The 26,409-nt window shown below is 61.8% G+C and carries 26 protein-coding genes and 1 pseudogene; 8 read left to right on the top strand and 19 right to left on the bottom strand.

The annotated features are described in order from the left end of the window. The first annotated feature begins 11 nt into the window (after positions 1 to 11). Both LOY31_RS10625 and LOY31_RS29465 read left to right on the top strand, forming a co-directional pair. Positions 12 to 704, top strand: coding sequence for an N-acetyltransferase (locus tag LOY31_RS10625; protein ID WP_221535067.1), 693 nt, complete (start codon positions 12 to 14; stop codon positions 702 to 704). A gap of 120 nt (positions 705 to 824) precedes the next feature. Beyond that, a complete protein-coding gene (locus LOY31_RS29465; RefSeq protein ID WP_408980467.1) occupies positions 825 to 1,070 on the top strand; it encodes a hypothetical protein in 246 nt (81 codons plus the stop codon). On the opposite strand, the gene LOY31_RS10620 is transcribed toward LOY31_RS29465, so the two are convergent. Continuing rightward, positions 1,045 to 1,851 (bottom strand): class I SAM-dependent methyltransferase, encoded by an 807-nt coding sequence (locus tag LOY31_RS10620; RefSeq protein ID WP_258713226.1) that lies wholly within the window; start codon positions 1,849 to 1,851, stop codon positions 1,045 to 1,047. The two genes, LOY31_RS29465 and LOY31_RS10620, sit on opposite strands and share 26 nt — an antisense overlap. Positions 1,852 to 2,015: 164 nt before the next feature. Between LOY31_RS10620 and LOY31_RS10615 the strand changes: the two genes are divergently transcribed. After that, a complete protein-coding gene (locus LOY31_RS10615) occupies positions 2,016 to 2,384 on the top strand; it encodes a hypothetical protein (protein ID WP_258713225.1) in 369 nt (122 codons plus the stop codon). Here LOY31_RS10615 and LOY31_RS10610 read toward each other — a convergent pair. The 5 genes and pseudogenes from LOY31_RS10610 to LOY31_RS10590 all read right to left on the bottom strand — a co-directional run bounded on the left by LOY31_RS10610 (position 2,375) and on the right by LOY31_RS10590 (position 10,880). Next, positions 2,375 to 3,811 carry a sigma-54 dependent transcriptional regulator gene (locus tag LOY31_RS10610; protein WP_085607683.1) on the bottom strand — a complete coding sequence of 479 codons (1,437 nt, stop codon included), beginning with the start codon at positions 3,809 to 3,811 and terminating at the stop codon, positions 2,375 to 2,377. The genes LOY31_RS10615 and LOY31_RS10610 overlap by 10 nt on opposite strands. Continuing rightward, complete coding sequence (locus LOY31_RS10605; RefSeq protein ID WP_258713224.1) at positions 3,780 to 5,273, bottom strand: HAMP domain-containing sensor histidine kinase; 1,494 nt, start codon at positions 5,271 to 5,273, stop codon at positions 3,780 to 3,782. Before LOY31_RS10605 ends, LOY31_RS10610 begins: the two co-directional genes overlap by 32 nt. Positions 5,274 to 5,377: 104 nt before the next feature. Further along, positions 5,378 to 6,448 (bottom strand): SCO family protein, encoded by a 1,071-nt coding sequence (locus LOY31_RS10600; protein WP_408980466.1) that lies wholly within the window; start codon positions 6,446 to 6,448, stop codon positions 5,378 to 5,380. Positions 6,449 to 6,465: 17 nt separating this feature from the next. Beyond that, positions 6,466 to 9,273, bottom strand: a complete 2,808-nt coding sequence (locus tag LOY31_RS10595; protein WP_258713222.1) for a multicopper oxidase domain-containing protein — start codon at positions 9,271 to 9,273, stop codon at positions 6,466 to 6,468. A gap of 159 nt (positions 9,274 to 9,432) precedes the next feature. After that, positions 9,433 to 10,880: pseudogene (locus tag LOY31_RS10590) on the bottom strand (sensor histidine kinase). Positions 10,881 to 11,198: 318 nt separating this feature from the next. Here LOY31_RS10590 and LOY31_RS10585 point away from each other — a divergent pair. From LOY31_RS10585 to LOY31_RS10570, 4 genes are all read left to right on the top strand, one after another. Beyond that, entirely contained in the window at positions 11,199 to 12,545 is a 1,347-nt protein-coding gene (locus LOY31_RS10585; RefSeq protein WP_258713221.1) for a hypothetical protein, read from the top strand. A gap of 35 nt (positions 12,546 to 12,580) precedes the next feature. Continuing rightward, positions 12,581 to 14,815, top strand: a complete 2,235-nt coding sequence (locus LOY31_RS10580) for an Ig-like domain-containing protein (RefSeq protein ID WP_258713220.1) — start codon at positions 12,581 to 12,583, stop codon at positions 14,813 to 14,815. 99 nt (positions 14,816 to 14,914) lie between these two features. Continuing rightward, a complete protein-coding gene (locus tag LOY31_RS10575; RefSeq protein ID WP_064595177.1) occupies positions 14,915 to 15,379 on the top strand; it encodes a curlin in 465 nt (154 codons plus the stop codon). A gap of 26 nt (positions 15,380 to 15,405) precedes the next feature. After that, positions 15,406 to 16,857 (top strand): curlin, encoded by a 1,452-nt coding sequence (locus tag LOY31_RS10570; protein ID WP_258713219.1) that lies wholly within the window; start codon positions 15,406 to 15,408, stop codon positions 16,855 to 16,857. Positions 16,858 to 16,924: 67 nt separating this feature from the next. Here LOY31_RS10570 and LOY31_RS10565 read toward each other — a convergent pair whose 3' ends face one another. Next, positions 16,925 to 17,647, bottom strand: coding sequence for a hypothetical protein (locus LOY31_RS10565; RefSeq protein WP_258713218.1), 723 nt, complete (start codon positions 17,645 to 17,647; stop codon positions 16,925 to 16,927). A gap of 204 nt (positions 17,648 to 17,851) precedes the next feature. Here LOY31_RS10565 and LOY31_RS10560 point away from each other — a divergent pair, with 204 nt between their 5' ends. Beyond that, positions 17,852 to 18,076, top strand: coding sequence for an antitoxin (locus LOY31_RS10560; protein ID WP_085607698.1), 225 nt, complete (start codon positions 17,852 to 17,854; stop codon positions 18,074 to 18,076). Between the two features lie 305 nt (positions 18,077 to 18,381). Here LOY31_RS10560 and LOY31_RS10555 read toward each other — a convergent pair whose 3' ends face one another. From LOY31_RS10555 to LOY31_RS10500, 12 genes are all read right to left on the bottom strand, one after another. Beyond that, positions 18,382 to 18,573, bottom strand: a complete 192-nt coding sequence (locus tag LOY31_RS10555; RefSeq protein WP_007956144.1) for a hypothetical protein — start codon at positions 18,571 to 18,573, stop codon at positions 18,382 to 18,384. Between the two features lie 71 nt (positions 18,574 to 18,644). Beyond that, the gene (locus tag LOY31_RS10550; RefSeq protein ID WP_258713217.1) at positions 18,645 to 19,025 is read right to left on the bottom strand and encodes a DUF6124 family protein; all 381 of its coding nucleotides are present in this window, start codon (positions 19,023 to 19,025) and stop codon (positions 18,645 to 18,647) included. An 864-nt stretch (positions 19,026 to 19,889) separates the two neighbouring features. Then, positions 19,890 to 20,750: a CsgG/HfaB family protein gene (locus LOY31_RS10545; RefSeq protein ID WP_258713216.1), complete on the bottom strand. Its 861-nt coding sequence runs from the start codon at positions 20,748 to 20,750 to the stop codon at positions 19,890 to 19,892. Positions 20,751 to 20,779: 29 nt separating this feature from the next. Next, a complete protein-coding gene (locus LOY31_RS10540) occupies positions 20,780 to 21,211 on the bottom strand; it encodes a curli assembly protein CsgF (protein WP_007956141.1) in 432 nt (143 codons plus the stop codon). Further along, positions 21,208 to 21,600: a curli production assembly/transport protein CsgE gene (csgE, locus tag LOY31_RS10535; protein ID WP_127797541.1), complete on the bottom strand. Its 393-nt coding sequence runs from the start codon at positions 21,598 to 21,600 to the stop codon at positions 21,208 to 21,210. Before csgE ends, LOY31_RS10540 begins: the two co-directional genes overlap by 4 nt. Continuing rightward, positions 21,597 to 22,136 (bottom strand): type II secretion system protein, encoded by a 540-nt coding sequence (locus LOY31_RS10530; protein WP_007956138.1) that lies wholly within the window; start codon positions 22,134 to 22,136, stop codon positions 21,597 to 21,599. Before LOY31_RS10530 ends, csgE begins: the two co-directional genes overlap by 4 nt. After that, the gene (locus tag LOY31_RS10525) at positions 22,111 to 22,485 is read right to left on the bottom strand and encodes a type II secretion system protein (protein ID WP_011333435.1); all 375 of its coding nucleotides are present in this window, start codon (positions 22,483 to 22,485) and stop codon (positions 22,111 to 22,113) included. Before LOY31_RS10525 ends, LOY31_RS10530 begins: the two co-directional genes overlap by 26 nt. A gap of 5 nt (positions 22,486 to 22,490) precedes the next feature. Next, the gene (locus tag LOY31_RS10520; RefSeq protein ID WP_007956136.1) at positions 22,491 to 22,964 is read right to left on the bottom strand and encodes a type II secretion system protein; all 474 of its coding nucleotides are present in this window, start codon (positions 22,962 to 22,964) and stop codon (positions 22,491 to 22,493) included. 2 nt (positions 22,965 to 22,966) lie between these two features. Continuing rightward, positions 22,967 to 24,814 carry a secretin N-terminal domain-containing protein gene (locus tag LOY31_RS10515; protein WP_258713215.1) on the bottom strand — a complete coding sequence of 616 codons (1,848 nt, stop codon included), beginning with the start codon at positions 24,812 to 24,814 and terminating at the stop codon, positions 22,967 to 22,969. Next, on the bottom strand, positions 24,811 to 25,329 hold the full coding sequence (locus LOY31_RS10510) for a hypothetical protein (RefSeq protein ID WP_007956134.1): 519 nt from the start codon (positions 25,327 to 25,329) through the stop codon (positions 24,811 to 24,813). Before LOY31_RS10510 ends, LOY31_RS10515 begins: the two co-directional genes overlap by 4 nt. Further along, complete coding sequence (locus tag LOY31_RS10505; protein ID WP_011333432.1) at positions 25,329 to 25,877, bottom strand: GspMb/PilO family protein; 549 nt, start codon at positions 25,875 to 25,877, stop codon at positions 25,329 to 25,331. Before LOY31_RS10505 ends, LOY31_RS10510 begins: the two co-directional genes overlap by 1 nt. Then, complete coding sequence (locus tag LOY31_RS10500; protein ID WP_007956129.1) at positions 25,864 to 26,409, bottom strand: PilN domain-containing protein; 546 nt, start codon at positions 26,407 to 26,409, stop codon at positions 25,864 to 25,866. The genes LOY31_RS10505 and LOY31_RS10500 overlap by 14 nt, the downstream gene beginning before the upstream one ends.

The following is a 26,409-nucleotide window of genomic DNA, read 5'->3' as shown; positions in this document are numbered from 1 at the left end:
CGGAGGGCATCATGAGCGTCATTGAAAAGCTGCGCGAACGTATCAAGCAAAAAGGCCTGGGCCGCACCTTCGGCACGTTGTGGAAACGCTACGTGTTCTTCCATTGGGAACTGTTGTGGATGGAGCGCGACCTGGTCAGCCCGGTACCGCCGCACAAGCTGCGCCCCTACGACGGCCTGCGCAAAGTCGACATCACCGCCGAGAACGCCGGCGCGTTCGCCAAGCACTTCGGTGACCGCGTGGAAACCATGGCCGAGCTGGCCAACGAGGGCCATACCGGGCACATGTACCTGGACGCCGACGGCCATGCGGTCGGGTTCATCTGGGGCAGTATTCGCGACTACCACGACCGCCACTATTACGGCTGCACCTTCCCGGTCAAACCCGGCGAGTTCTTCGAATTCGGCGGCGAAATGATTCGCGCCTACTTCGGCAGCAGCCTGTCGGTGGACGTCCAGGTCGCCCTCTGGGAAGCCATGGCCGCCCAGGGTTGCAACAAGGTGGTGGACGTCTGCGAAACCCACAACATCCCGGCGCTGAAACTGCACATCCGCATGGGCTACCACGAACAGGGCCGCGTCATGCACGTCTATTGCCTGTTCGGCAAATGGCGCTTCTTCCGCGAAACCCGCTACGAAGGCTCACGCCTGGACCCGCTGCGCAAACCGGGACGGCCGGTGGTGACGGCGGCTGCGCAGGCTTGACGGATTTATCCTGCGGCGGCCGGGACGGCGCCGCAGAATCTTCCTACTCTCGTACAGGAATCCCCGTCATTCAGTTTCGGCACCATCTGGCTGATCGCAATCATGTGAATTAATACATTCATGCAGAAACGCAGAGACAAACCGATGGAACAAAACACATCCGATTTTGAAATGACGGCACTGCTGGTTGATCTGAATACCATCCGTGAGTACCTCTCTCAGGTACTGGCAGAAGGTGACGATGAAGAGTTGTTTCGAGCAATCGGATACGTGACGCAAGCCCGTATCCGACTCACCGAAAAAGAGACAGCGCCTCTCGCCTCCCCCTCTTGTACCTGTCTCAGCGTTTCACCCCCACCCACGTAAAACACATCGGCATCTGCGCCTCGCGGTTCTGGTACTGGTCATACACTTCTTCCCGGTTCGAGTGCGGGTATTCCTTGAAGTGCGTGATGTTCAGGCCGGCCTCGAGGGCAGCGGTGAAGATTGCGCCGAGGGTGTGCACGAACCAGTAGGACTTGGCCGCTGGCTGTTCGATCTTGCCGACGTAGACGATCGTTTTTTCCAGCACGAAAGGTTCTTCGCGGAAATACGAGGTGGCGAGGCGAAACGGGTCCTCGGTCTCGGGGTCGACCATTTCCAGGAACGGGTGGGTTTCGTAGATCACCAGTTGACCGCCCGGTTTCAGGGTCGAGGCGACGTGGCGGAAGCATTCGCCGATGTCCGGCATCCAGCCAAAGACGCCGATGGTGATCAGCGCGACGTCGAAACGGGCGCGCAGCGATTCGGGCAAGTGATGAATGTCGGCTTCGATGAATTCGGCGTTGTGCGGCGAACGCTTGTTCAGTTCGCGGGCCTGTTCGAGAAACGCCCTCGATTGATCGATGCCGACCACGCTCCGTGCGCCGAGGGCGAACAGTGACAGGCTTTCGCGGCCATTGTTGCAACACAGCTGCACGACGTCTTTGCCATCGACACCGACCTGCTCGAGCAAGCCGCGAAGGGTGTCGTCGAGGCAGGAAAAGTCAGCCTGCGTGACTTCGGTCAGCAAGGCCTGCCAGTCGGGCGAATCCTGGTGATGACGGGCGGAATCGTTCCACGCCTGACGATTGCTCTCGACGGCGTTTTTATTGTTTGGCACTTCCATGGCGCACTCCGGGCGATGCTCACAATTGAGCGGCCCGAGTCTAGTTCAGCCTCGCGCAACAGGTTGTTGCGAACTTGTAAGCCGACCGCGCCTGCAACAACGCCGTGCACCACGGGCAGCTATAGTTAATAGCCTTGGGGAAATCCGCTTCCACAGGTGCTGCCATGGGAATGTTCAATCGACTGCTGTTATCCGTCTGTCTGCTCGCCGCCACCCAGGCGCAGGCGCTGGACAGCAACTTCAACTACTACGGGGCGGACCAGCCTTTTGCCCACCCTGCTCCGCCGTCGCTGTCCGCTCAGCCGCCCCGGCCGTTCGATGACACGGCGCCGCAGGATTTCATCGTCATCCCGGATCGCCACGTGTTCCATGACTCGCAACTGCCCACTGTGGCCGATGCGACGGTGCGGGTGTTTATCCGCACCTACGATGCCGAACGCGGCATCTACGTCAACGACGAAGTGCTGGACCCGACGTGCGTGCTGGAATGCCTCGGCACACCGAGTCCGCGCAGCAACGCGGTCTACCACTGACGCTTGTCCGGACGGGCCAGGCCGAGCTTTTCGATGCGGTAGCGCAGCATGTCGCGGCTCAGGCCCAGCAGGCGCGCCGATTTGGTGACGTTCCAGTCGGTCTTGTCGAGCATCTTGCGCACCATGTCGCGCTCGACCTCCGGCAGGTTCATCGATTCGGTGTTGCTCGCCGGGCGCGGTTCGAAGTGCGTGTGCGGCACCTCGTGCTGATGCTGCGGTGGCAGCTCATCGCACAGGCTCATGCACACGTTCAGTTGATGCGCGGCGATGGTGTCGCTCGGCGCCAGCAGCACGGTCTGTTCGAGCATGTTGCGCAATTCGCGCACGTTGCCCGGCCAGGTGTAACTGAGCAGCAGCTCTTCGGCCTGATCGCTGAAATGCAGGTTCGGTTTGCCATAGCGCTTGCCGTGGCTGGCGAGGAAATGCCGGGCCAGCAGCAGGATGTCTTCGCCCCGGGCGTACAGGCGCGGCACCTTGATCGAGATGATCCGCAGACGGAAAAACAGATCGCGGCGGAACTTGCCCTGCTGGACCATCTGTTCAAGGTTGCAATTGGTGGCGCTGATCACCCGCAGGTTGACCTTGCGTTCCTTCACCGAGCCGACCCGGCGAATGGTGCGATCCTCCAGCAGCTTGAGCAGTTTGGCCTGCAGCAACAGGTCCATTTCGCCGATCTCGTCGAGAAACAACGTGCCGCCGTCCGCCGCTTCCACCAATCCGACCCGGCGATCCTTGGCGTCGGTGAACGCGCCTTTCTCGTGGCCGAACAGTTCCGATTCCACGAGGTTGGACGGAATCGACGCGCAGTTGAATTCAATGAACGGGCCTTTGCTGCGCGGGCCGTCGAAATGCAGCGCGCGGGCCACCAGCTCCTTGCCGGTTCCGGTTTCGCCCTCCACCAGTACTGGCGGCAGATCGGTGTTGGCCATGCGCCGCTCGGCGTCGAGCAACTGGCCGATGGTGTTTTTCAGGTACTGCATCGGTGACGACTCGCCGATCAGCGCCTGCACTCCGGATTTCTGCGCTTCGCGCTCCTGATAGAACGACAGCGTGCGTTCCATCCGTTCGGTGGCCAGGGCCTTGTCCAGCAGCAGTTTGAGCTCCGGCAGCGCGACCGGTTTGGTGACGTAATGAAAGGCGCCCTCCTTCATTGCGACCACCGCGTCTTCGACGTTGCCGTAACCGGTCATCATGATCACTTTCAGTTCCGGCGCGCTGATGCGCAGCTTCTGGATCAGATCGTGACCGCTCATGCCCGGCAGCGAGTTGTCGGTCAGGACGATGTCCGGCATGAAGCTTTCCAGTTGCCCCAGCGCGTCCTCGGCCGAGTGGCAGACCGTCACCTCGAAGTCTTTGCGCTCCAGGTAGGTCTGAATATTCTCGGCCAGCAGTTCGTCATCCTCGACCAGCAGAATGCTGTGTTCCATATTCCCCTCCCGATGCCACTCTAAAGTTGAGACTGACGCGGGTTCCTTCCTGCTCCCGGCTGGTCAGAATGACCGAACCCTGAAACCGCTCCATGATTCTTTTGACCAGCGCGAGGCCAACCCCGAGGCCGCCCTGCTTGGTGGTGAAAAACGGCTTGAACACCAGCTGTTGCTGCTGCGCGCTCATGCCTTTGCCGGTGTCGCTCAGGGTCATGCGCACATGACCGGTGTGCGGTGTTTCAATCTCGACAGTCAGTACGCCCCCCTTGGGCATCGCTTCCAGGGCGTTGGCAAACAGGCTATTGAGTATTTGCGTCAGCAGCACCTTTTGACTGACGACCGGCGGGCAATTTTGTGGCGTGAATCGCACTTCGACGCCATTGCGCCGGATCAGCGCGTCAAACGCCCCCAGGGTGTCCTCGACCGCCGCCAGCAATTCCACCGCCTCGCCGTCGTCACTCATCGGGCGCAACGACACCAGCAGTTCGCGCACCCAGCGCGACATGCGGTCAACCTGGCTGATGATGTCGCCGATGTTGCGTTGCGCGCCGGGGCTGGCGATTTCCTGGGCCAGTTCGGCGCTGGAACGAATGGTCGCCAGCGGATTGCGCAGGCTGTGGGCCACCGCCGAGGACATCTCGCCCAGGGCGACAAAGGTTTCGTTGCTGATCAGCTGCTGTTGCTGGCTTTGCAGCAGCGTCGAGGCGCGCCGCACGATCCAGAACAAGCCGAGATAAATCGCCGCGCCGCCAAGAATGGTCGCGGCCCAGATCGAAGCGAACCCACGGTCGATACGGTCCACCAGATCCGCCGGCTCCTTGTAGATCTCGACCATGGCGACGACTTTGCTTTTGTCGGCGTTGAACATCGGAATGTAGTTTTCGATGAACAGGTATTTCGGTTCGCGGGACAGCTTCTGCTCGGGCTTTTCGTCGTCGATCTTGTGGTAGCTGGAAGAGACCGGCACCTTCATTTCGAACGACTCGTCCAGCTCGTCGTCGTCTTCGATCCTGACGTTGATCAGCTCTGGGTTGGTCGACCAGATAATCGTGCGATCCAAGGCATACACCGTGGCCAGCAACACGTCGGGCAAGTGTTCGACATGATCGAGAAACTCGGCGCGGGCCGACGCATGGGCCAGCGGGTCGACGTCGGGGTAGTTCCCGTCCTGGCGCGGGTCGAGCATCTCGCCCATGGTTCGTTGCGGCGTGATGTTGGCGTGGCGCATTTCCGCATCGCCGATGGCCTGCACGAATTGCGCGGTGAGCAGCGCATCGCGCTCCACGCTTTCGGTGACCACGAAGCGCGTGGAGATATACCCCAACCCCAGCGCCACGGCCGCGATGATGAAAAAACTGGCCAGCGAGAACCAGCGCAGCAGATTGAACTGCCCGCCCCAGCTCTTGATGGCCGCCAGCGCGAGGTTCGGTGCCGATGTTTTCTGTTCTTCCAGTCGTTGCATGGAGATGCCCTGGCGTTCTGGTATCGAGCCGGTTACAGCCGCCCTCTCGAATGAGTGTAGGTGGCAATGACCGTGACACACGGTTCAGTGATGCTATTTAGCCGCTACTGCATACGACTCACCGTTTCGCTGGCAGAACCCGGTTTTACTGGCGTCAAAGCCCCGTCAGCCAAGGGCTGCACCGACGGATGCTGACGTTCGGTTTCGGCACTCAAAAAGTCGATGATCGATTGCGCTGAAGCTTCATCCAGACGCAGATTCGGCATCGGGATGTGCTCGTATTGCTCGAACAGCTGCAATGCGATCGGGTCTTTCTCCGCCAGCACCCGATCCGGTTCGCGGATCCAGCGATTGAGCCAGGCCGGGTCACGCTGGCGGGTCACGCCGATCAGATCCGGGCCGATGTTGCGCATGCCGATGCCTTCGCCATCCTGCGGGCCGAGGCTGTGACATGAGGCGCAGCGGGTACGGAACAGTTCTTCGCCATTGCTCGGTGGACGAATCTGCGGGGCGTCGGCGTAGCTTTCTTCGGTGCTGGCCTGTTTCCAGTTCTGCAGCGTGTTGGCGAGCTGGTCGGCGAGGATCCACGGGTTCTCGAACGGCGAGGCTTTCATCCAGCGCCCGGTGCTCTGGTTGCCGACGATCAGGCTCAGGTTGTGATCCTTGGTGCGGCCGTTGTCGACGCCTTCGATGAACAGCCCGAGCTTCTTGCGCAGCTCGGTGACGTCTTCGAATTCGCCGGTGAGGAATTTCCAGCCAGGGCCGACCTTGAAGCGTTGCGAATAGGCCTTGAGCACTTCGGGGGTGTCGCTCAGCGGATCGATGGTGATCGAGTAGAAGAAGATGTCTTTCCCGACCCGGTCCCCCAACAGTTTCTGCACCTGGCGCAGGCGCGCGGTTTCCAGTGGGCAGGAGTCGCTGCACGAAGTGAAGATGAAGTTGATCACCACCACCTTGTCTTTGATCAGGTCATCGAAAAAACGCACCTGCCGACCGTCCTGGTCGGTCAGCAGGGTGTTGGGGAAATAATCGCCACCCCACGGGGTGGCGGATTCACTGGCGCCTTCGGGCTGTGCCTGATGGGCGATGAGCACCTGACTGCCGAGCAGGCAGGTGACCAGCACCAGAATCAGGTGCATGCCCAGGGCGCGGGAGCGCGGCGTTGGCTGTGTCATGTCGGCTCCCTCCCTGCTCATGGTTTCACGGTCACTTGCGGGCCGAAGCCGTCGCCAGTGCGGAAGGTTGGCAGTGCGGCGGAGTTGACGTAGCGCACGCCATCCCAGCTCGGCAGCGGTGTCGGCATCAACTGCAGTTGCCCGGGTTTTTCCAGGTCCCAACGCAGCAGCATCGAGTTGTCCTCATGCTGGGTGTTGTGACAGTGCTCCATGTAGGTCCCGGCGAACTCGCGGAAGTTGATCGCCATTTCGACGCTGTCCAGCCCGTCTGCTTCCGAGCCGATGCGATAGACGTCCTTGCGCGCCCATTTTTCCCACTCAGGCGGGGCCTTGCCGCCACGGCTGAGGATGATCCCCTCCTCGAAGTGCACGTGTACCGGATGGCTCCAGCCCGTGCCGCCGGCCTTGATGTTCCACACTTCCAGGGTGCCGATGCCGCTGACTCCGGCGTCGGTCGGGCCGCTGGCCAGTTTGGTCGACGCATTCAACCGGCGCGGGTCCATGTGGAAGCCGAAACCGCCATCGGTCTTGATCGTCCACGGCGCTTCATCGGTGCCGTCGGAACGGCCGAAGATAAAGGTCCGGTGCAGCGCTTTGGCGAGCAAGGCCTTGTCGGCAGCGTTGTCGCGATGGATCTTCAGCGGAATCATCACCATGCCTTCGGCCTTGCCCGGTTTGGCCGGTTCGTAGGCCGCCGGGTTCATCGACAGATCCTGGCCGGTATAAGCCTTGACGTTGAGTTGCAGAACCTTGCCTACCACCGGGTCGCCCCGGTCCCATTGCGGGCCTTTGCTGGTCTGCTTGATGACCGCCAGGTATTTCTCCGAAAGCACGTCGGCCAACGGGATCACTTCTTTCGGGCCCTTGCCGTCGTCCTGGGCTTGCAGGTTGACGAAGAACAGCTTGTCGCCCGGCTTGATGCCGTTTTTCGCGAAGTTGACGATGATGTCGAACCGCTCGGCGATGCCCTGGGTCGGCAGGATCGCGTTGTGGTTCTGTTTGTCGCCGTCGGCATCCAGGTCCATAGAGCCGTCGAACGGCACGCTGTGTTCCATGATGTTGCCGTCGTTAGCAATCATGTGGAACGGCACGCGGGTGTACGACACACCGGAGTTTTTCGGCCCCTGGAATTCGCCGCCGGTGCCTTTGACTTCCCGCACCAGTGCGAGCTTGAAGTAGCGCGACACCGAACCGTTGAGGATGCGGAAGCGATAACTGCGCGCCCGCACGTCGAGGGTCGGTTTCCACTGCCAGTTGACCAGCACCTGATCGCCGATGAAGCCGTCGGTGTTGAACGGGTTGAACCACAGCTGACCTTGCTGATCCCAGGCCTTGTCGGCGAACACCAGGTTGACGTCGTAGTCGCGGTTGCCCCACGGCAAGGCGCTGCCGCTCGGGAAACGCAGGTTGACGCCGTCGTTCACCGATTCGTTGCCACGGTCCAGGGCGCTGTAGTAGTTCATCATCGCCGCGTTGCCCTTGTAGACGTTCTGCGCGGTGAAATCGAGCATGTGGTCGTGGAACCAGTGGGTGCTCATGGTTTCGCGCCAGTCGCCGCGAATCTTGATGGTGCCGTGGTCGCAGGTCTTTTTCGCAGGTTGAATATCGTTGACCCAAAGGGTTTCCCCCGGTGCGCACGGGAACGCCGCGCGTGGGTCTTCCGCCTTGGTGTTGATGCTGTCGTAGCCGGCGAGCTGGATCGGCCAGCGATAGTCGTAGTACTGGCCGGGGAAGAAGAACGCGTTGGCATAACCGTCGCTTTCCGCCGGCGCGTGGCCGTTGTGCTCGTGGGTAGTGATCGTGTGCAGACCGAAACCGCGGTTGGCGGAAGGATCGATCGGCAAGCCGTTGTAGTGACGCATCAGCACCGGCTGGCCGTAGCGCACCATCAACAGTTTCGGCGGCAGCGTGCCGTCGAAGGTCCACACCGAATTGTGGTCCTGCACCGGCATCGCCGGGTGGAACCGTGGGTCGACACCCTTGGCCGTGCCATCGGTCGCCGGCACGCCCGCGACGTTGTGGTACAGACCACCAGGGCCGAACTCGCCGACGGCATAACCGTGCATCTGCCGACTGTCACGCAGGCCGCCGTTCAGCCGCGCACCGGTCTGCACGGTCTTGTAGGCGACTTGCGGGTAGAACTCGTTCCAGCGCTGATGGGCCCAGCCTTTTCCTGGTGGGCGGCCTTCGGCGGAGGAACCGATATGACGGTTGAGAAACAGTTCGATCTGCGCCTGCCACGGGTTGCGGTCAACCGTGTTGGCGAACTGACTCGGAAATGGCGTAAGCCCCGGTTGACGCAGGAACGCATCCAGCGCGCTGCCGGGAGGCGCACTGCGAGCGATGTTGTTCGGGTCTTGCGCCGGTGCCGGGCCGATGGCCGCTGGCGGGAAGCTCAACGGCGCGGCCGGTGTGGTCGGGTCGAGTTTTTCCGGGCCGAACTCTTCGAACAGCACCAGTTGCTGAGTGAACGGCTGGGCACCGTACAGCGGGCTCGGCTTGCCGTTGGTGGGGTAATTGAAACTGGTCTGGACGGTGGGCGGCAGGATGTTTTCCGTGCGCGTCGTGTTGCGCGTGCCTTTGACCCCGTCGGGCAGATCGAAAGAGTCTTCGTTGGCCTCGGGCATGGTCAGGATGGCGTTGAGCGCGCCGGCGCGGTCTGCGGGCTCGTCGTAATAGGCCGACGGGTCGGAGGCCTCCGGCTGATTTTCGTCGTCGATCGGGCTCGCTCGGACCGCGGTCATCTGGCCGAGGGTCAACATCAGAAAGACGCTCAGGGGCGTCAACAGGAACAGCTTTTTGGGGTCACGCATTGCTCTGTCCATCACCAGCCGCCTCATCTAAGGAAGGGGTGATGGTGTTTTGCAATTACCTCGCCAAAAAATCATTTCCAGTTGTAACAGGGACTTGGGAGCGCTGTTGCATTCCCCACTCCCCGGTGACCGGGGCCTGACACCCACTGCTGGGGGAAAGTTCACCCCAACTTACTGAATGAGTTGAAACGCCAGACGAACGGTGGTGCCCTCGCCTTCGCGGCTGTCCAGGCTCACGCCCCCGCCGAAGCGTTCCATGATCCGTTTGACCAGCACCAGCCCCACGCCGAGGCCGCCCTGCTTGGTGGTGAAGAACGGCCGGAAGGCCATGCTGCGCTGTTCCTCGTTCATGCCTTTGCCGGTGTCGCTGAGCATGACGCTAACGCCACGGCTGTCGCTCGGTTCGAGGGTGATGGTCAGCGTGCCGCCCTTGTCCATGGCCTCCAGCGCGTTGGCCAGCAGGCTGTTGAGGATTTGCGTGAGCTGGATGGGCTGGCTCAGCACCATCGGCGTCTGCTGGGGATGAAACACCACATGCACGCCGGCCTTGGCGATCTGCTGCTCGAAGGCCATCAGGCTGTCGTGCAGCGCCGCCACCAGGTTCACCGGTTCCGGGTCGTCATTGAGCGGTCGCAACGATTGCAGCAGTTCGCGCACCCACTTCGACATGCGGTCGACCTGGCCGATGATGTCCTTGATGTTCTTCTGCGCCGGCCCCGCGTCGAACTCCAGCGCCAGCTCGGCGCTGGAACGGATGGTCGCCAGCGGGTTGCGCAGGCTGTGAGCCACCGCCGATGACATCTCGCCCAGCGCGACAAAGGTTTCGTTGGCGATCAGTTGTTTTTGCTGGGCCGCCAGCAGAATCGCCGCCCGCCGCACGATCCAGTACAGCCCCAGGTAAATCAGCCCGCCGCCCAGTGCAGTGGCCAGCCAGATCAGCGTCAGCCCGCGCTCCATGCGGGCGATCAGGTCTTTGGGCTCTTTATAGATCTCGACCATCGCCGTGACATTCTTGCCCTCGGCGTCGAAGAGCGGGATGTAGTTTTCGATGAAGATGTATTCCGGCGGCACCACGAACTTCTGTTCTTCACGGCCCTTGTCCACATCGTGATAACTCGCCGACACCGGAATCTTTTCATCGAACGCCCGGTCGAGGTCTTCGTCGGCATGAATACGCGTGTTGACCAGCGCGGGGTTGGTCGACCAGATCACGGTACGATCCGGCGCATAAATGTTGGCGAGGATCACGTCCGGCAAATGCTCGATGTGATCGAGAAATTCGCCCCGGGCGCTGGCTCGGGCTTGCGGGTCGACGTCGGGAAAGTTCTTGTCCTGGCGCGGGTCGAGCAATTCGCCCATGGTGCGGATATTGGGGATCGAGACGTGGCGCACTTCCGCCGACGCGATGGCCTGAATGAACTGCGCGGTCAGCAAGGCATCACGCTGCACGCTTTCTTCGATCACGAACCGTGTCGACACCGCCCGAGCGCCACGGCCACGGTGCCGATCACTGCCATGCTGATCAATGAAAACCAGCGCAACAGGTTGAACGGCAGCTTGCGCGAGTTCAGCCGCTGGCTGCTCTCCTCGATCGGTAGCGATTTTGACTGCATGTTCATGGCGGCGACTTCCCGATACGTCCCTATAGGGTTATAGCCCACGGTTGGGTGTTTGCCCGGATCCGGGGGGTGAACGGCCCCACGCTCGGCCGATTTCCCGGTCATGCAAAAACCGCCAGGCGTTCATGCCCCCACAATCCCCAATGCTGGGGACAGTCGCCCTATCCGGGCTTGCGCCCTTTCCCCCCACGCCAAGCCGCGAACCCTTGCGCCACGGGCGTTTGCGGCCGGTTGGCCCGTCGTTGGTATGGAAGTTGTAAAGCCCTCTGCAACTGACCCATCCCCAAGGGGCAGGTACTTTGATAGAGGGATTAACTCATGCACCCTTTACTGTCCAAAACCGCGACCGTCCTGGTCGTGAGCGCCTTGGCCCAGGGCATTGCCCAGGCCGCTCTGTTCGCCGTCGATCCGGGTCCCTACACACCGGCCAATGGCGGTTTCGCCAGCTGGTATCAGGACACCCACGGTCGCACTCTGGATCTGTGCCTGTCCAAAGCGCTCAGCTCCCGCGTGCCGAGCACACCCGGCGCCCCGTCGTACATGTGCTCGCTGCTGCCGACCCCCGGCGTGTTCGATGACGCGCAGCCGATCGTGTTCCCCACCAACTTCCCCGATGAAGCGTTCTGGTTCACCGGCGAAACCACCGTCGTCGATGCAGCACGCGGAATCGACCTGACTTACGTCAGCGCCATCGAAGCCGCGTTCGCCGCCGAAGAGCCGGTGGAAGGCGATCAGGTCAGCTTTGCGCGGATCCGCATTCGCGTGGATGTGCCGACCGCCGGCACCTACGTCATCACCCACCCGTACGGCGTCGACGTGTTCACCGTCGATACCCCCGGCCGGCGCGCGATCAACATGACCCGCGACATCGGCATCGGTACCCCGCAAACCTACGACGGCGCGCTCAAGGGTGACATCGGCCCGTTCCTGCGCAGCGTCAACGGGCCGTACACCGAGACCAACCCGGTGAGCGGCGCGGCCGAGCAGTTTGTCGGCGATCCGAACCTCAACGAAGCCGTGACCGGCAGCCCGTTCAACACCAACTACGTGCGCATCGAAGGCCCGGGCGGCATTGACCTGCGCACCACGACCTTCGCCGTGTCCGGCAAGTTGTCGACAGTGGTGCGGCCAACGCCTCTGATCACCGAGCGCAGCACCTACTCGCGCAAGCCCGGCGAAAGCGCACCAGTGGCCCAACAAGACGTGTTCGTCAAAGCCCCGCCCGCGCCGGGCACCGCCGCCATCACCAGCAGCACGCCCGTGGTGAACATGACAGAAGCCGACAGCACCGGCAGCTGGTACGCGCAATCGGCGGTCAACCCGACCTTGCCGGCCGTGTTGCAAGTGACCGCCGACAACCACCTGGCGATCGCCACCAGTTCGCCGACCACCCTGCCCATGAGCCTGACCGACCTGGTGGTGATCCAGCGCGCCGAGTACAGCCTCACTTCCGGGCAATTGACCGTGGTGGCCTCGACCAGTGACGAAACCTCGCCACCGGTGCTCACCGCCACCTCCGGCACCGGCGCCACCATCGGTGCGCTGGGCGGTGATGGCGCGGTGAAAACCCTGGCCACCGGGATCACGCCGATTCCACCGGCCAAGGTTCGGGTGACGTCGTCCAACGGCGGCAGCGATACCGAAGAAGTGGTCATCGTGCAATGAACGCTCACATGCCCAGATCCGCATCAGGAGGCATCATGAACAAGTGGCCACGCTTCGCGCTCAACGCGCTCGGGCTGACAATCTCGCTGACCGGCAGTGCGTTCGCGCAACTGGCCGCCGTCGATCCCGGCCCCTACACCTTCGCCACCGGGAAATTCCCGATGTGGTACCAGGACAACAACCTGCTGTCGATGGAGCTCTGCCAATCGCGCGCCGCCAGTTCGCGGGTGCCGGTCAGCACCCCGCCGGCGTACATGTGCACCCTGCTGCCGGAGCCGGGCGTGTTCGATGACACCCTGCCGATGGTGTTCCCCGACAACTGGCCGCCGGAAGCCTTCTGGTTCCTGGCTGAAACCGCGATCCCAAACAACGGTGCCGGTTTCGGCGTAGACGCCTACGTCGCAGGCATCGAAGCGGCGTTCGCCTCGGAGAATCCGGTGGATGGCGATCAGCAAAGCTTCGCGCGGATTCGTATCCGGGTGAACGTCCCGGTGGCCGGCACCTACACCATCACCCACCCGTATGGTGTTGAAACCGTCAACGTCACCACACCTGGCCGGCGGGCGATCAACATCACCAAAGACATCGGCATCGGCGCGCCGGGCAACTTCAGCGGTGCGCTCAACGGCGCCATCGGCCCGTTCCTGCGCAGCATCAACGGCCCGTACACCGAAGTGAACCCGGACACCGGCGGCATCGAAACCTTCGTCGGCGACCCGAACCTCACCGAAGCGGTGACCGGCAGCCCGTTCAACACCAACTTCCTGCGGATCGATGGTCCGTCGGGCGCCGGTTCGATTCAGACCAACCTGTTCACCGTCGCCGGCAAGGTCCTCGACAACCGTCAACAGACCCACGTCGCCATCGACCGCGCCACCTATCGCCGGACTTCGGCCGGTGTGCGCGCCGAAGTGTTCGCCAAGGCTGACAGCAGCACGACCCTGTGCTTCCGCGAAACCCTGGCGTTGCTGCCCGGCCCACCACCGACGCCGTGCCAGACCAGTCTGCTGGGCGACAACAACGGGCTGTTCTTCGGCCAGCGCCTGGGCAACGGCACCCTGCCGTCGGTGGTAGTCGTGACCGCGACCAACCCGGCCGGCGCGACCCGGCCGACTGCCGTCTCGGCCAAGCTCACCGACGTGGTGAAAATCCAGACCGCCCGCTACAGCTGGGCCAACCACAGCCTGCTGATCGAAGCCACCTCGACCGATGAAGTCGCGGTGCCGGACATGGTTGCCCAGGGCTACGGACGCCTGTCGAAAACCGGCACGCTGCAAAAAATCACCGTGGCCGACCTGACCCAGCCTCCGGCCACCGTCACGGTCAAATCCGCCGCCGGCGGCAGCGATACCGAGCCAGTCGTAGTGGTCGGTGCAGCACCGGACACCGGTGAGAACCAGGCGCCACTGGCCAACGCCGACACCGGCAGCACCAGCTTCGGCGTGCCGATCACCCTCAGCCTGCTGACCAACGACAGCGACCCGGACAACAACGTGCCGCTGACCATCACCGCGTTGACTCAACCGGCCGCCGGCCAGGGCACCGTCGCGCTGAGCGGCACCACCTCGGTGGTCTACACCCCGCCAGCCGTGGTGACGACACCGCTGACCACGACCTTTACCTACAAGGCGCAAGACAGCAAAGGCCTGGCCTCGGCCAACCCGGCGACCGTGACGGTGACCGTCGCGCCTAACCGGCCACCGACCGCCGTCGCCGACAGCGTCGCCACATTGGGTGTCGCAATCCCGATCAACGTCCTGGCCAACGACACCGATCCGGAAGGCAACACGCCGCTGGGCGTCGCCAGCCTGACCCAACCGCCGGCAGGACGCGGCACGGTCAGCACCGACGGCACGGTGATCACCTACACCCCACCGGCCACCGTGACCACGGCTTTCACCACGACCTTCACCTACATCGCCCGGGACAGCTTCAACGCCCAGTCGACGCCGGCGACCGTCACGGTGCAAGTGTCGCCACGGCCAGCGGCGGAAACCTTCACGATCACCACCTCGACCGTGCAGGCCCGTTCCGGCGGCCGCTTCAACTGGGACTTCGCCGGCACCTCGTCGGTGACCACCGGCAACACCATCACCGTGCAGGTCACCACCCCGACCGGGCTGGTAACGCTGGGCACCACCACGGTACCGGTAACCGGACGCTGGCGGCTGACGCTGAACAACACGCTGGTCGTGCCATCAGCCAACCCGACCGCCACCATCCGTTCGTCCCAGGGCACCGTTCGCACCATCTCGGTGAACACGCTCTGAACCCACGCCCCACCCAACCCACACCGCCAGGCGCGGGGTGGGTGGGGCTGACTCAGCCACGATTCCGGATTTGAGCAGCACACAACACAGGACAACGCCATGAACACGCCGACCGCCGCCCTGCTTTGCCTGCTCGCCCTGTGCGTCAGTGCGGGCGTGCGCGCCGACGACCTGATGGAAAACGATGACCTGGCGCCCAACAGCGCCGATCTCGGCGAACTGCCGCCCCCCGTGGGCCAGCAAGCCCTGATCGACCAGAACGGCCAGGTCAACCTCGCCCTGCTCTCGCAGAACGGTCAGTCGCTGCTGGGCAGGATCGTGCAGTCGGGCAGCAATCAGGAGGCGTACATCCTGCAACAAGGCAGCGACCTGATGGCCTTGATCACGCAAAACGGCTCCGGCAACGCCGCGTCCATCACGCAAACCGGCAGCCACAACCGTGCGCAGATTTCGCAAAACGGCAACAACAACGACGCCAGCATCGAGCAGGCCGGCACGGGGCTGCAAAGCGCCGTGACACAGTCGGGCAACGGCATGAGCGTTTCGGTCAAGCAATATCGCTAAGCACTGCAATCATCGGAGAGTTCATCATGTTCAAACTGACGCCCCTCACCGCCGCCATCCTGGTCATGATCAGTGCCCAGGCCATGGCCGACGACAGCATTTCCACCCAGAGCCAGCTCGGTACCGCCAACATCGCCAACGTCAAGCAGACCCAGGCGCCGTTCAGCACCGCCACCCAGACCCAACTGGGCCAGGGCAACGACGCCGCCGCCGTGCAAGACACCGCCACCAGCGTCATCACCCAGGACGCGGTCGGCGACTACAATGCCGGTTACGCCGAACAGCTTTACGAAGACAACAGCACCATCACCCAGCAACAGGTCGGCGCCTTCAACACCACCCACGCCAGCCAGTCCCTCGGCTTCGGCGCCGGCAATCAGGCCCTGCAACAACAGCAAGGCACCGGCAACTTCTCGTTCGTCTATCAAGACTCGCAGAACGGCAGCGAAGGCAAGAGCTTCCAGTTCGGCGACAGCAACGAAGCCAACATCGAGCAACTGTACGAAGGCACCGGCAACAGCTCGGTGATCACCCAGTACGGCACCGCCAACTACGGCACCGCCGAACAGGTGCTGCACAACGGCGGCCAGATCGGTATCAACCAGGCCGGCGAAAACAACTACGCCTACGGCGACCAGCGCAACGGCACTGGCGGCAACATCACCATCAACCAGTTCGGCAACCTCAACGGCACCGAAATCTGGCAAGACTCGCAACTGGCAAGCCAGGCCACCGTCAACCAGTACGGCGACAGCAACGAAACCGTGGTCGACCAGAGCTTCGGCGAAAACAACACCGCCGCCGTCACCCAGGTCGGCAACACCAACGCCATCTATGCCGACCAGTTCGAATCGGTCAACTCGACCCTGGCGCTGTACCAGGTCGGCAACGGCAACGTGCACTTCACCTACCAGAACGGCGACAGCCACACCCTCAACGCCGCCTCGGTGGGCAATGACAACAAGGTCTACGCCAGCAACTGGAAAGGCCCGCAACTGGGCGGCCAGTTCGGCAGCAGCCAGCGCGCCACCGTCACCCAGGCCGGCAACGGCAACATCGCCAGCTTCAAACAGGACGGCATCGGCCACATCATGACCACCAACCAGACCGGCACTGGCAACAAGACCACGGTCAGCCAGGCGGATTCCTACAACGAGCTGTACTTCGATCAGAACGGCAGCGACAACATCCTCATCGCCGACCAACGCGGCATCACCAACCTGGTTCAGGGCTCCTCGAACGGCTCGGGCAACAGCGCCGAATTCGATCAATCCGGCACCGGCAACCAGGCCTACACCGCGCAGCTGTATGGCAGTGACAACATGATCACCGTGAAACAGGCGGACACCATGAACGTGGCGTATGTAACCCAGGGCGGCACCGGGAACATTGCCAATGTGGATCAGAGCGGGATGACGCAGACCGCGACCATTCAACAGTTTGGGTCGGCTAACCAGGCGACGGTGTTGCAGCAGTAAGTGTCGGGTAAAAAAAACCGCGATCCCCGGGTGAGGGATCGCGGCTTTTTTATGCCAGCAGGACGATTCAGCCTTCGCTGCTCTTCACGACAGAAAACATCATGCCTGTGTGATCACCCGTCCTCGCCGAGTATTTGAGGTCGCCTACCTGACGCTCGACTGAATCTTCGGAATTGAACTTCACAATGGATTCATGGAATACCTCCATCACCATCTTTTTGTTCTCCTCCACCGGAATGTCAGGATTGAGTGCCTCGGTGGTCGCCAACAGAACAGTCAACATACGAAGCTGCTCCGCCTCCTCCTCGTTTGGAGAGATATTGATGATGATCAAGTCGACGTTGCCGTCATCCTTGTCAAGGGTTCCCATCATCGTCAGGTCCTGGCTGAAAATGTAATTGAACACTCCCGTAACGCCGGTTGTGTCGACATCAAAGTCGGCGGCTTTGTATTCTTTTTTGTATCGACCGATAGCGGCGTTGAACGCGTCATGAAACTCGTCGACGCTCAATCCCATGGAAGTCGCAGAAGGTGAAGCGTCCCGGTTGGCGCTGGCGGAGACGCCGCCCGACCCGCCAAAGCCTGCGGCCTGCTGAACCTTGGTGGAGGTATAGGTGAGAAGAGCGAAAGACGCTCCACTCATGACCAACCCTGCCAGGAACAGGCTGAACCGGCTGGGGATCCGACCGGTTTTTCTGTCCCTGAAAAGCTTCGGCGCTATCACACCAACCACCCCAATCAAGGCGAACGTCACGGTAAACAACAGCGCCAGCGCGAACAGTATGAGCACTTATTCATTCCTTTTGATTTGCACACTGAAAGTGATGGCATTCTAACGTCACCCATGGGTAAAAGCCCATGGTCGCGTCCAACGGAAAAACGGAACGTTTTCAGAAGCTTCGGGAATTTTCTGACGAGTTCTGGCGGTTGGCCGTCGGAAGTGCAGGCTCTAGGATTTGCCGGGACAACTTGATCCCCATGGAGCTTGGCCCACATGCAATTCATCCAGACAGCGACGACAGCGATACCTTTCGACCCACTGTGCCCGGTGGTTTCGGATCTTGATCCCGAGGAGCAGGCTGCGAGTTATGACCGTTGGTTTCGGGCCGAAGTACAGGCTTCTCTCGATGATCCGCGTCCGAGCATTCCGCATGACCAGGTGATGGCCGAGATATATGCCTTGATGGAATCGATGCGCAAAAGGGCTGATGCTAATTGAGATGAAATATACGACTTATAGCGGCTCGAGCCTTCTTGCCCTCTGCCTCCTACAGCCCCTGTAACAAAGCCTGATCGGTTAACCGATGGAGGCGAAAATGGTTGTAGAAGGCTTGCCCCAATCGCTGGTTATCAAAAGAGCCCATTTCCCACAGACCCAAGAATTCTGCATAAGCTGCGCTGTCGATTTCCAGTGGTGGTGAAAGGTCCATGCGCTCCTCAAAAATAGTTAGTCGTCAGGAAGCAGTAGAGTAGCCAAAATCGGCATTGCGCTTTTCTACTTTTCACCTTGCCAACGCAAAGCACTCACCCCGCCTCATGCTTTCTTCGTTTGTCCTCCATCAGGGCCGACATTTCAGCCATCACCTGTTCATTCGGAATGCTGGGTCGTGGGTCATCGATTGAAGCCTGTATTTTGGCAATCAACCAGCGGTCGTAGCTGGCGGCCTGCTCTTCGCTTTCAAAGTCTGAAACGATTGTGGATATCAGGGGATCCATGGTGACTCCAGTTTGAATGTGAAAAACGCGACCCGTTGCTGGGCCGCGTTTTTTATTGGGGATGTGCTGGATCAGCCCTTCAGTTCGACGTGATCCAAGGCCTGATTTACGGCCAATTCACCCAGCATGAGGATCTGTGCGATGCCCAGGGCGGTCTTGCGGTGGGCGGGGTCTAGGGTGGCGGCGAAGTTGTTGAGCATTTCGCTGGCGGAGCCCAGAGATTCGCAGGCGTTGGCGAGCAGGGATTCGGTGTTGTAGGCCGGGTTGGCGAGGTACATCGGGGCGGGTTCGTTGGCGCTGCCCATGATGTGGGCGCCGGGGCAGAGGTAATGATCGAGGGCGCGTTCGGCGGCTTCGTGGAGTTTTTTGGAGTGGGTGGAGGTGTATGGGGAGGTTGGGTCGCTTTCGGGGTTGGCTTGGGTTTCGGGTGGGTTGGGTGTTGGTTTTTTCATGGTCATTTCGTCCTCATTGATGGTTGCAGCCGGCCCAATCGACTTCCAGGAAGAATGGGTGGCAGCTGTACGCGGGCTGGAAATCCGGGGAGAACGCGACCCGGCAGACATAAATGTCTCCCGCGCACAGCCGCCATAACAGCGTGCACACAATGAAGGTGCGCAAGCATACGTTATGAAAAGCGATTTCGCTTTCTCACACATCCGGGTTTCCAGACCCGATCGCTGAATTGGCAGCGACCGAAACAGGCTAGAGCCCGCGCTTCCGACGGACAACCTGAAAACCTTGTGGGAAGGATCGGCAAAACAGACACAACTTTTAAACATTCGAGAATGGAACGCGGAGCGTCCCGGGCTGCATTCCCACGCGGAGCGTGGGAACGATCAAAGCAAAAGCAGTCCGCTTTTCGCTTTTCGCTTTTCGCTTTTCGCTTTTCGCTTTTCGCTTTTCGCTTTTCGCTTTTCGCTTTTCGCTTTTCGCTTTTCGCTTTTCGCTTTTCGCTTCTCACCACTCAACACAATGAGCGTTAGCTCGAGTAAAGCTTTTGACGTGCCGGCCCCTTCGGCAGGCTGAGTGGAGGGATTTATCCGGGGGTGGGAGCGAAGCGACCGTTTGGCGAAGCCAAACACATCGAGAGGAGGTGCAGCGAAGCAAACCGGAGGCGATGCCCCCGGATGAATCCCGGAGCGAAGGAACCCCGAGCCCCAGCGAGGGGCCGAACGCCGGGGCCCAGACCTTTGGTTACTTTGGGGCGTTTGCCAAAGTGACCCGCCGTAAGGGCGGAACCGTCAGCGGCCGCATCCAAAGAAACGGATATTCACACCCCCCCCAAAGGAACCTGGTCGGCCCAAAGGCCGCCAAGTTCACTCAGCCTCCGGATCCACCTTGTTCTGAGTCAGGTACCGATTCAAAACATCATCCTGCGAAGGCGTAGAACTATCCCCGGCCACCTGCCACAACCGCCGCTCAATCCCCTGCGCCACCATATGCCCCACCGCCGCCTCAATCGCCGACAACACACACAACTGCGCCGGCTCATTAGTCGTATACCCGACCTCAGCCTCAAGCAACTTCTTGAACTCGATAAACTTGAAAATCCCCGCACTGCGCGCAACCGAATAAATCGTCTTGCTGGTCATCACATTCGCCAACACCTGCCCGCTACGCACATCCACCGCGCGCAAATTCACAGTCACCTGATCCACCCGATACTCACGGGACAGATCAATCCCCAGATACCGCGCCCCTTCCCCACCGCTACGCACGTTAGTGTCATAAGCGATGATCCCGCCCTCAAGCATCATGTTCGCCGCCTGCAACGGTGGCAGCTCACCCTGAATGTTCACCGGCGTATTCGGTTTCTTCTGCGAAGCCCGAATGATCTTGCGTTCAGTCAGCAGGTTCTGCAGCCCTTCCCGTTCGAGCACCACAAACCAGCCGCTGGCCTGCATCGCGTCCATCAACATCGACGCCGCGCCCTGGGTGACGCTGGTGGAAAAGGAACTGGCCGGCGTCGGTTTGTACTGCCCGGTCTGGTCACGGAAGCCGTACACCACCGCCATCAGCCGGCCCTTGGGTCGCGGCATTTTCAGCAAGTCGTAATAAGTGGAGGCCCTGGGGGTCAGGGTCGGGGTATCGGTGTCCTGCTCGGCCGGCATCGGCTCGCGCAGACTGCACCCTTGTAATGCTGCCAACATCAGCCCTAGCGCTATTATTTTTTTCATGTCCATCACTCCCCGGAACCGTCATCCCGTCATGGGTTGAGGCCGTTCACCTGAATTTCGGAAACTTCGCCGCTCGCTCGGTCGGTCACTTCAATCGTGAGTGCCCCCGAGTCATCAACGACGTTGACGATAAAAGCGTCGGTGGACAGGCTCCCCGTGTTGCCGGTGGAGATGTTGTCCAGCAGTTGCCCTAGCAACCGCGACTGCAATTGACTGGTGAAACGTTCGAGGGCCGAAGTGCCGGCCACCGTCGAGCGTTTCTTGAGGTCCGGATCGTCGTGGTCGTTTTGCGCCTGGGCGTTGTTCAGCAGCCAGGTGCCGTTGAGCGGGTTGCCGCCGAACGACGGGTTGACCGGCGTGTAGACCAGTTCGGTGGCCTGGACGGCAGCGGCGCTGGCAAGCCCGATCAACAACCCCGAGATCCAGAATCCGCTGCGCCGTGAGAACGTTGTCGTGTTCATAGTTCGTCCTTCTCAAGGTCGGTGGTGTCCTGCAACAAGGCTTCCAGCTTGCGCCGGACGACCTCCAGTCGAACCGAGTCGGCGGCCTCGTAGGCCTCGTCCTTCAGTTCCACGGTGTTCGGCGGCAGGAAGCGCCGATACACCAGGCGTTGTTGATATTCGACGGTCACAAGGCTGCCCCAGCGCGCGTCGGGGCGCTCGCGCACCACCAGGTTGAAATCCATGCGGCTGGTGTCGCGCAGACGCTCGCTGAACGAGTAGTAAAAGTCGTGGCCGATGTGCGAGATCGTGTCGTCGACGATGAAGCCCATCATTTCGTCTTCTTCGCTGGCGCTGGCGAAAGACGCCACGGCCGCAAGGATCAACGCGCACCACCATTGGCGGCTCATGGCTGCAACGCCTGCGGCAGCGCTGACTGGCCTTTTGCGGGGCCGTTGGTGCCATCAAGAAAGGCTTTCTCGGCCACGAACTGCCAGTCCGAATAACGCTGCATGCCTTCGAAATCCGACCACTGCGACGGGAAGTCCGCCTGCTTCAACGGCACCTCGGTGGAGGCACTGTTGATGCCGGTGATGCGTCCGTCGAAACCCCGTTGCAGTGCCCATTCGCCGCCGCCAATCGGATCCGGATAGAGCTGACGCAGGTGGTGGCGGGCTTCCGGAAAACGTTCGTCCTGCAGCAGATCGACCAGCTCTTTCGGGTACTGCGCCAGGCCCGGCGAGCTGCGGTAGTAGCTGCGCAGCGCCTGGGCGTACTGGGTGCCGACCCACAGCAGTTGTTTCTCGCGATCGCGGCGCGACACGGTCGACCACAACTCGCCGGCACTGGCCAGGCCCATGCCCATGATCACGATCAGGAACAGCACGCCCAGGTAGGTGAACCCACCCTGCTCCACGTGCTTACCACTCGGAATACTGGCTGCCATCACGCGCCCTCCCGGTAGCTCCGCTCTTGATGTCGGCAACGCCGCCCGCCACGCCGTCCGGCGGAGCGATCAGCACCCATTGGTCATTGCGTTCGGTGATCGGGTCCAGCGGCGCATTGCGCAGGTAACGCATCTCCACCAGTTGCTCGATGGAATCGGGATAGCGCCCGGTGTCGCCGTAGTAGTGATCCAGCGCCTCGCGCATGGCCGACAGGCTCTGGTGCAACGTGGTCTCTTTCGAGGCCTCGAGGCTGTTGAAGTAGCGTGGCAAGGCGATGGTCATCAGGGTCGCGATGATCGCCATCACCACCATCAGCTCGAGCAAGGTAAACCCCTTTTCCCGGCGCATGAGAATCACCACTCGCGGTACGCGATACCGTTGAGGCCTTTACCCCGGGCGTGGGAGTAGACGTCGAACACGTCCTCGCCATCGCGCGGGTTCTGGGCCGAACTGTTGTAGGCCCGCAGGCCCCAACCGCCGTTGTCGTCACGCTTGGCCGGCACCAGCGGATCCCGCGGTATCCGGCGCAGAAAGTAGAACTTCGCACCCTTGGCACTGCGCACGTCGCGCACGCCTTCGACCAGCACTTTCAGGTTCGGCGGATAGCCGCTGCTGTTCAGGGATTTCTCGATGTAGCCGGCATCGAAGGCACGCTTGTAGGCGTCGATGCCATCGCGAATCTGATACAGCGCGGTGCGCAGTTCCTGCTCCTTGCCACGCCGTACCAGGGTCTCGGTCAGCGGCGCGGCCATGCCGGCCAGCAGGCCGATCAGGGCCAGCGTCACTACGACTTCGATCAAGGTAAAACCGCGCTGGGAGGCGTTCATGATCAAGGCTTCTCGACGGTAACGTGAGTGGTTGCCACGGCCGCTTCACCGACTGCACGAGGCTGCGCGGCAGGCGCTGGCATCGTGTAGTTCTGCGAACGGTCCGGCGCCTGGATGTGCATGCTGGTTTCGGTGCCGGTCGGGAATTCCATGTCCGACGGGCTCTGGTACGGCAGGTTGCGCACGATCCGTGGGGTGATCGAGAGCACCAGTTCCGATTTGCCGATGGTGTCCTTGTTGCTCCCGAACAACCGGCCCAGACCCGGAATGTCGCCGAGGCCCGGAATCTTGTTGCCGGTGGCGCCGTGGTCGTTGCGCATCAGGCCGGCGAGGATCTGGGTTTCGCCGTCATGCAGGCGCAGCGAGGTCTGGGCGTTGCGGGTGTCGACCTGCACCGGAATCGTCCCTTGGCGGGTCGGCTCCAGCGGCGTGGCGTTACTCACTTCCAGGGCGATCTTGATCGCCACTTCGTTGTTCAGGTGTACGGTCGGTTGCACTTCGAGCTTCAGACCGACGTCGAGGTAGGTCACGCTTTCAGTGATCACCGGGCCTTGAGTCGAAGGCACCGAGGTGGCGCTGATGATCGGCACCCGCTGACCGATGTGGATGCGCGCCTGTTCGCGGTTGCTGACGCGGATCACCGGGCTGGCCAGGGTGTTGATGTCGTTGTCCTGCGCGTTGATCTTGGCCTGCGGCGACGGCGAGATCGAAATCCGGCTGGAGTTGATGCCTTTCAGTTGATCGAGAATGGTCACCGCCGAACCGTCGCTGTTGACCACACCGAAGGTGTTCGGCCATTGCAGGCCCAGATCGAGAATGCGCTGGGTGGCGACTTCCATCACTTCCACTTCCAGCACCACTTCGGGGTTGGACTGGTCTTGCGATTGCAGGAGTTTCTCGGCCATGCGCACGGCGTCTTCGGTGTCGCGCATGGTCAGGGTGTTCAGGCGTTCGTCGACGAACACGTCGCGAGTTTTGAGCATGGTCTTGATCATGTTCAGCGCGGTGTTGGCGTCGATGCTGGTCAGGTAGAAGGTGCGCATCACCAGCTCTTGATAATCCTTCAGCTTCTGCGGCGAGTCCGGAAAGATCAGCAAGGTGTTTTCGTTCACTACTTTCTGGTGCAGCTGGTTCTGTTGCAGCAGCAGTTGCACCGCGTCTTCGATGCGCACGTCACGCACGAAGATCGTGGCTTTCATGTCCGGGCGCAGGTCCTTGTCGAAGATGAAATTCAGGCCGGCAACCTGCGACAGCACTTCGAAAATGGTCTTGAGGTTGGCGTCGCGAAATTCCAGGGTCACCGGGCGATCGAGCCGGGTACGCAGTTGCGGGTACTGGATCACGTTGCGGCTCTGCACCAGACGGATGTTGCCTTGCAGTTCCAGCGCGCCGTCGTTTTTCGGGTCGAGTTCGAGGATCTGTTTGACCTGACGGTCGGCGCCGTAGATGTCACCCCGGCGCAGATCGCCACGGGCCAGTTCCAGCTTCTCGTCCATGCTGCGCAGGTAGTCGAGCTGGCGCAGGGCATCCTGGGCGCGGCGGTTGTTCGGCTCGATGGTCAGCACCCGGCTGTAGGCGGTGCGGGCCGAAGCGAAATCGCGGCGGGCGCGGTCGGTGTCGCCGGAGGTCAGCAGCGCGGTGATCGCCTTGGCGCGACCGCTGTTGAGCAGCAGGTGCAGCTCGGTGTCGCGCGGATTTTCCCGCAAGCCTTCCTCGATCCGGGCCAGGCCCGCCTCGTACTGCCCCTGCTCGATCAGGTCGGAAGCCTCCTTGTTGGCGACCTGCGCGGAACTGCACGCGGCCAGCCCGGCACAAAGGCCGAGGCTCATCAGCAAACGGGATCTGTTCATTGCGTACTCCCCACAGACAAGGTCTGCGACAAATGCAAAGGCAGGTAGACCAGGCTCAGTTCCACATCGGAAATCGCCGCAATCTTCCAGGTGTCGTCGATCACATCCCCGCTGCGCACGACGTAGATTTTCTCGCCGTCCTGCAAGAACACCTGCAGGTCGCTGCGGTCATGCAGCCTGCCGACGAACTGAAACGGCACCGGTGGCAGGCTCGGGGCTTGCACCACCGGGGTCGGGTTGATCGCTTGTTCGGTGACCGTCGCCAGGGTCGGCGCGGCCTTCCAGGATTTGCTCGCAAACAGGTCGCCGGCCGGGCTCAGGTCCTTGATCGGCGCCGCATTCGCCTTGGCGCTGCTGGCGGGCAAGGCGCCACGGGCGCTGGCTTTGGCCGGGCTGGCCACGGCGACCTCGGTCGAGTCCGCCTCGTCGCTCGGCGAGAAATATTCCGGCAACCAGGCCAGCGCCGCCGCCACGCCGAAGAACGCCACCCAGCCGGTTATGCGTTTGGTGTCCATCACGACCTCGACAGGTAGAGGGTCATACGGATCCGGCCGCTGAGGTCGGTGTCGGCAATCTTCTTGCGTTGAAACTCGACGTCTTCCACCACCACCGCCGGCAACTGGCCGAGCAAGGCGTGCAGGAAACGGCGCAGTTGCGGGTAGCTGCCGCGCACCGGCAACAGGATCTGGTAGCGCGCCAGATGGGTCTTGGGATCGACGCCGAGGGCGTATTCGCCGCGCGCCAGGGTGATGTGCTCCTGCGCAGCCAACGCATAGATGCGATCGATGGCGACGGTGGCTTGCGGCTGGGCCGGCAGCTTGTTGCGGAAATCATCGAGCTGACGCTGCGGCACCACCGGCGGCGCGATGCTACCGTCCTCGACCTTGGCCAGGTATTCGGTGGCTTCCTGGGTTTGCTGGCTGAGCTGTTGCAGCGATTGCCAGCCCGGCAGCAAACCGCCGAGTGCCCAGGCCAGCGTGACCAGCAGCAGCGCCAGACCGGCCAGGCCCGGTACGCCGAGGCCTTGCAGGTATTCGTGAACGATCAGTCTAGGGATTCGCATCGCCTATCTCCCAGGTCGCCGACAGGTTGAATTGCACCGGTTGCTCCGGCGATTTGACGACGATTTCGTGGCTCAGCAGCGACACGTCGGACAGCTCGTCACTGGCCTCCAGCCGTTTGTGGAAATCCAGCATCGCTTGCAGATCCCGCGCCTCGGCGCTGATCCGTACCTGGCCCTTGCGTGCATCCGGGGTCAGGGTCAGCAAGGCGATGTCGTCGCGCGGCATGGCTTCGAGCATGGCGAACAGGCGCTCCCAGGGCCGGCGCAGTTGCTGCGAGACCTTGCGCATTTCAGCAAGGTTCTGCGCCTGCTCGCGGGTTTCCGCCGGGCTCAGCGTTGTCTTGCTGCCGCTGTCGCCGGTGAGCTGGCGCTGGGTGTGTTGGAGATGACCTTGCTGCTGTTCGGCCTGATCGCCGAGGTGCTGCTGCACGCCGAAGCACACCAGCGCAAGCAATACACCTCCGCCGAGCAGGCTCCAGCCCAACGGGCCGGAACGCGGGCGTGGCTGGAAGTCGAGGTTCAAGGCGCGCAT

Origin of the sequence: Pseudomonas sp. B21-021, from assembly GCF_024749205.1 — a bacterium.
Lineage (GTDB): Bacteria > Pseudomonadota > Gammaproteobacteria > Pseudomonadales > Pseudomonadaceae > Aquipseudomonas > Aquipseudomonas paraglycinae.
This window is presented reverse-complemented; position numbering and strand designations above follow the sequence as displayed.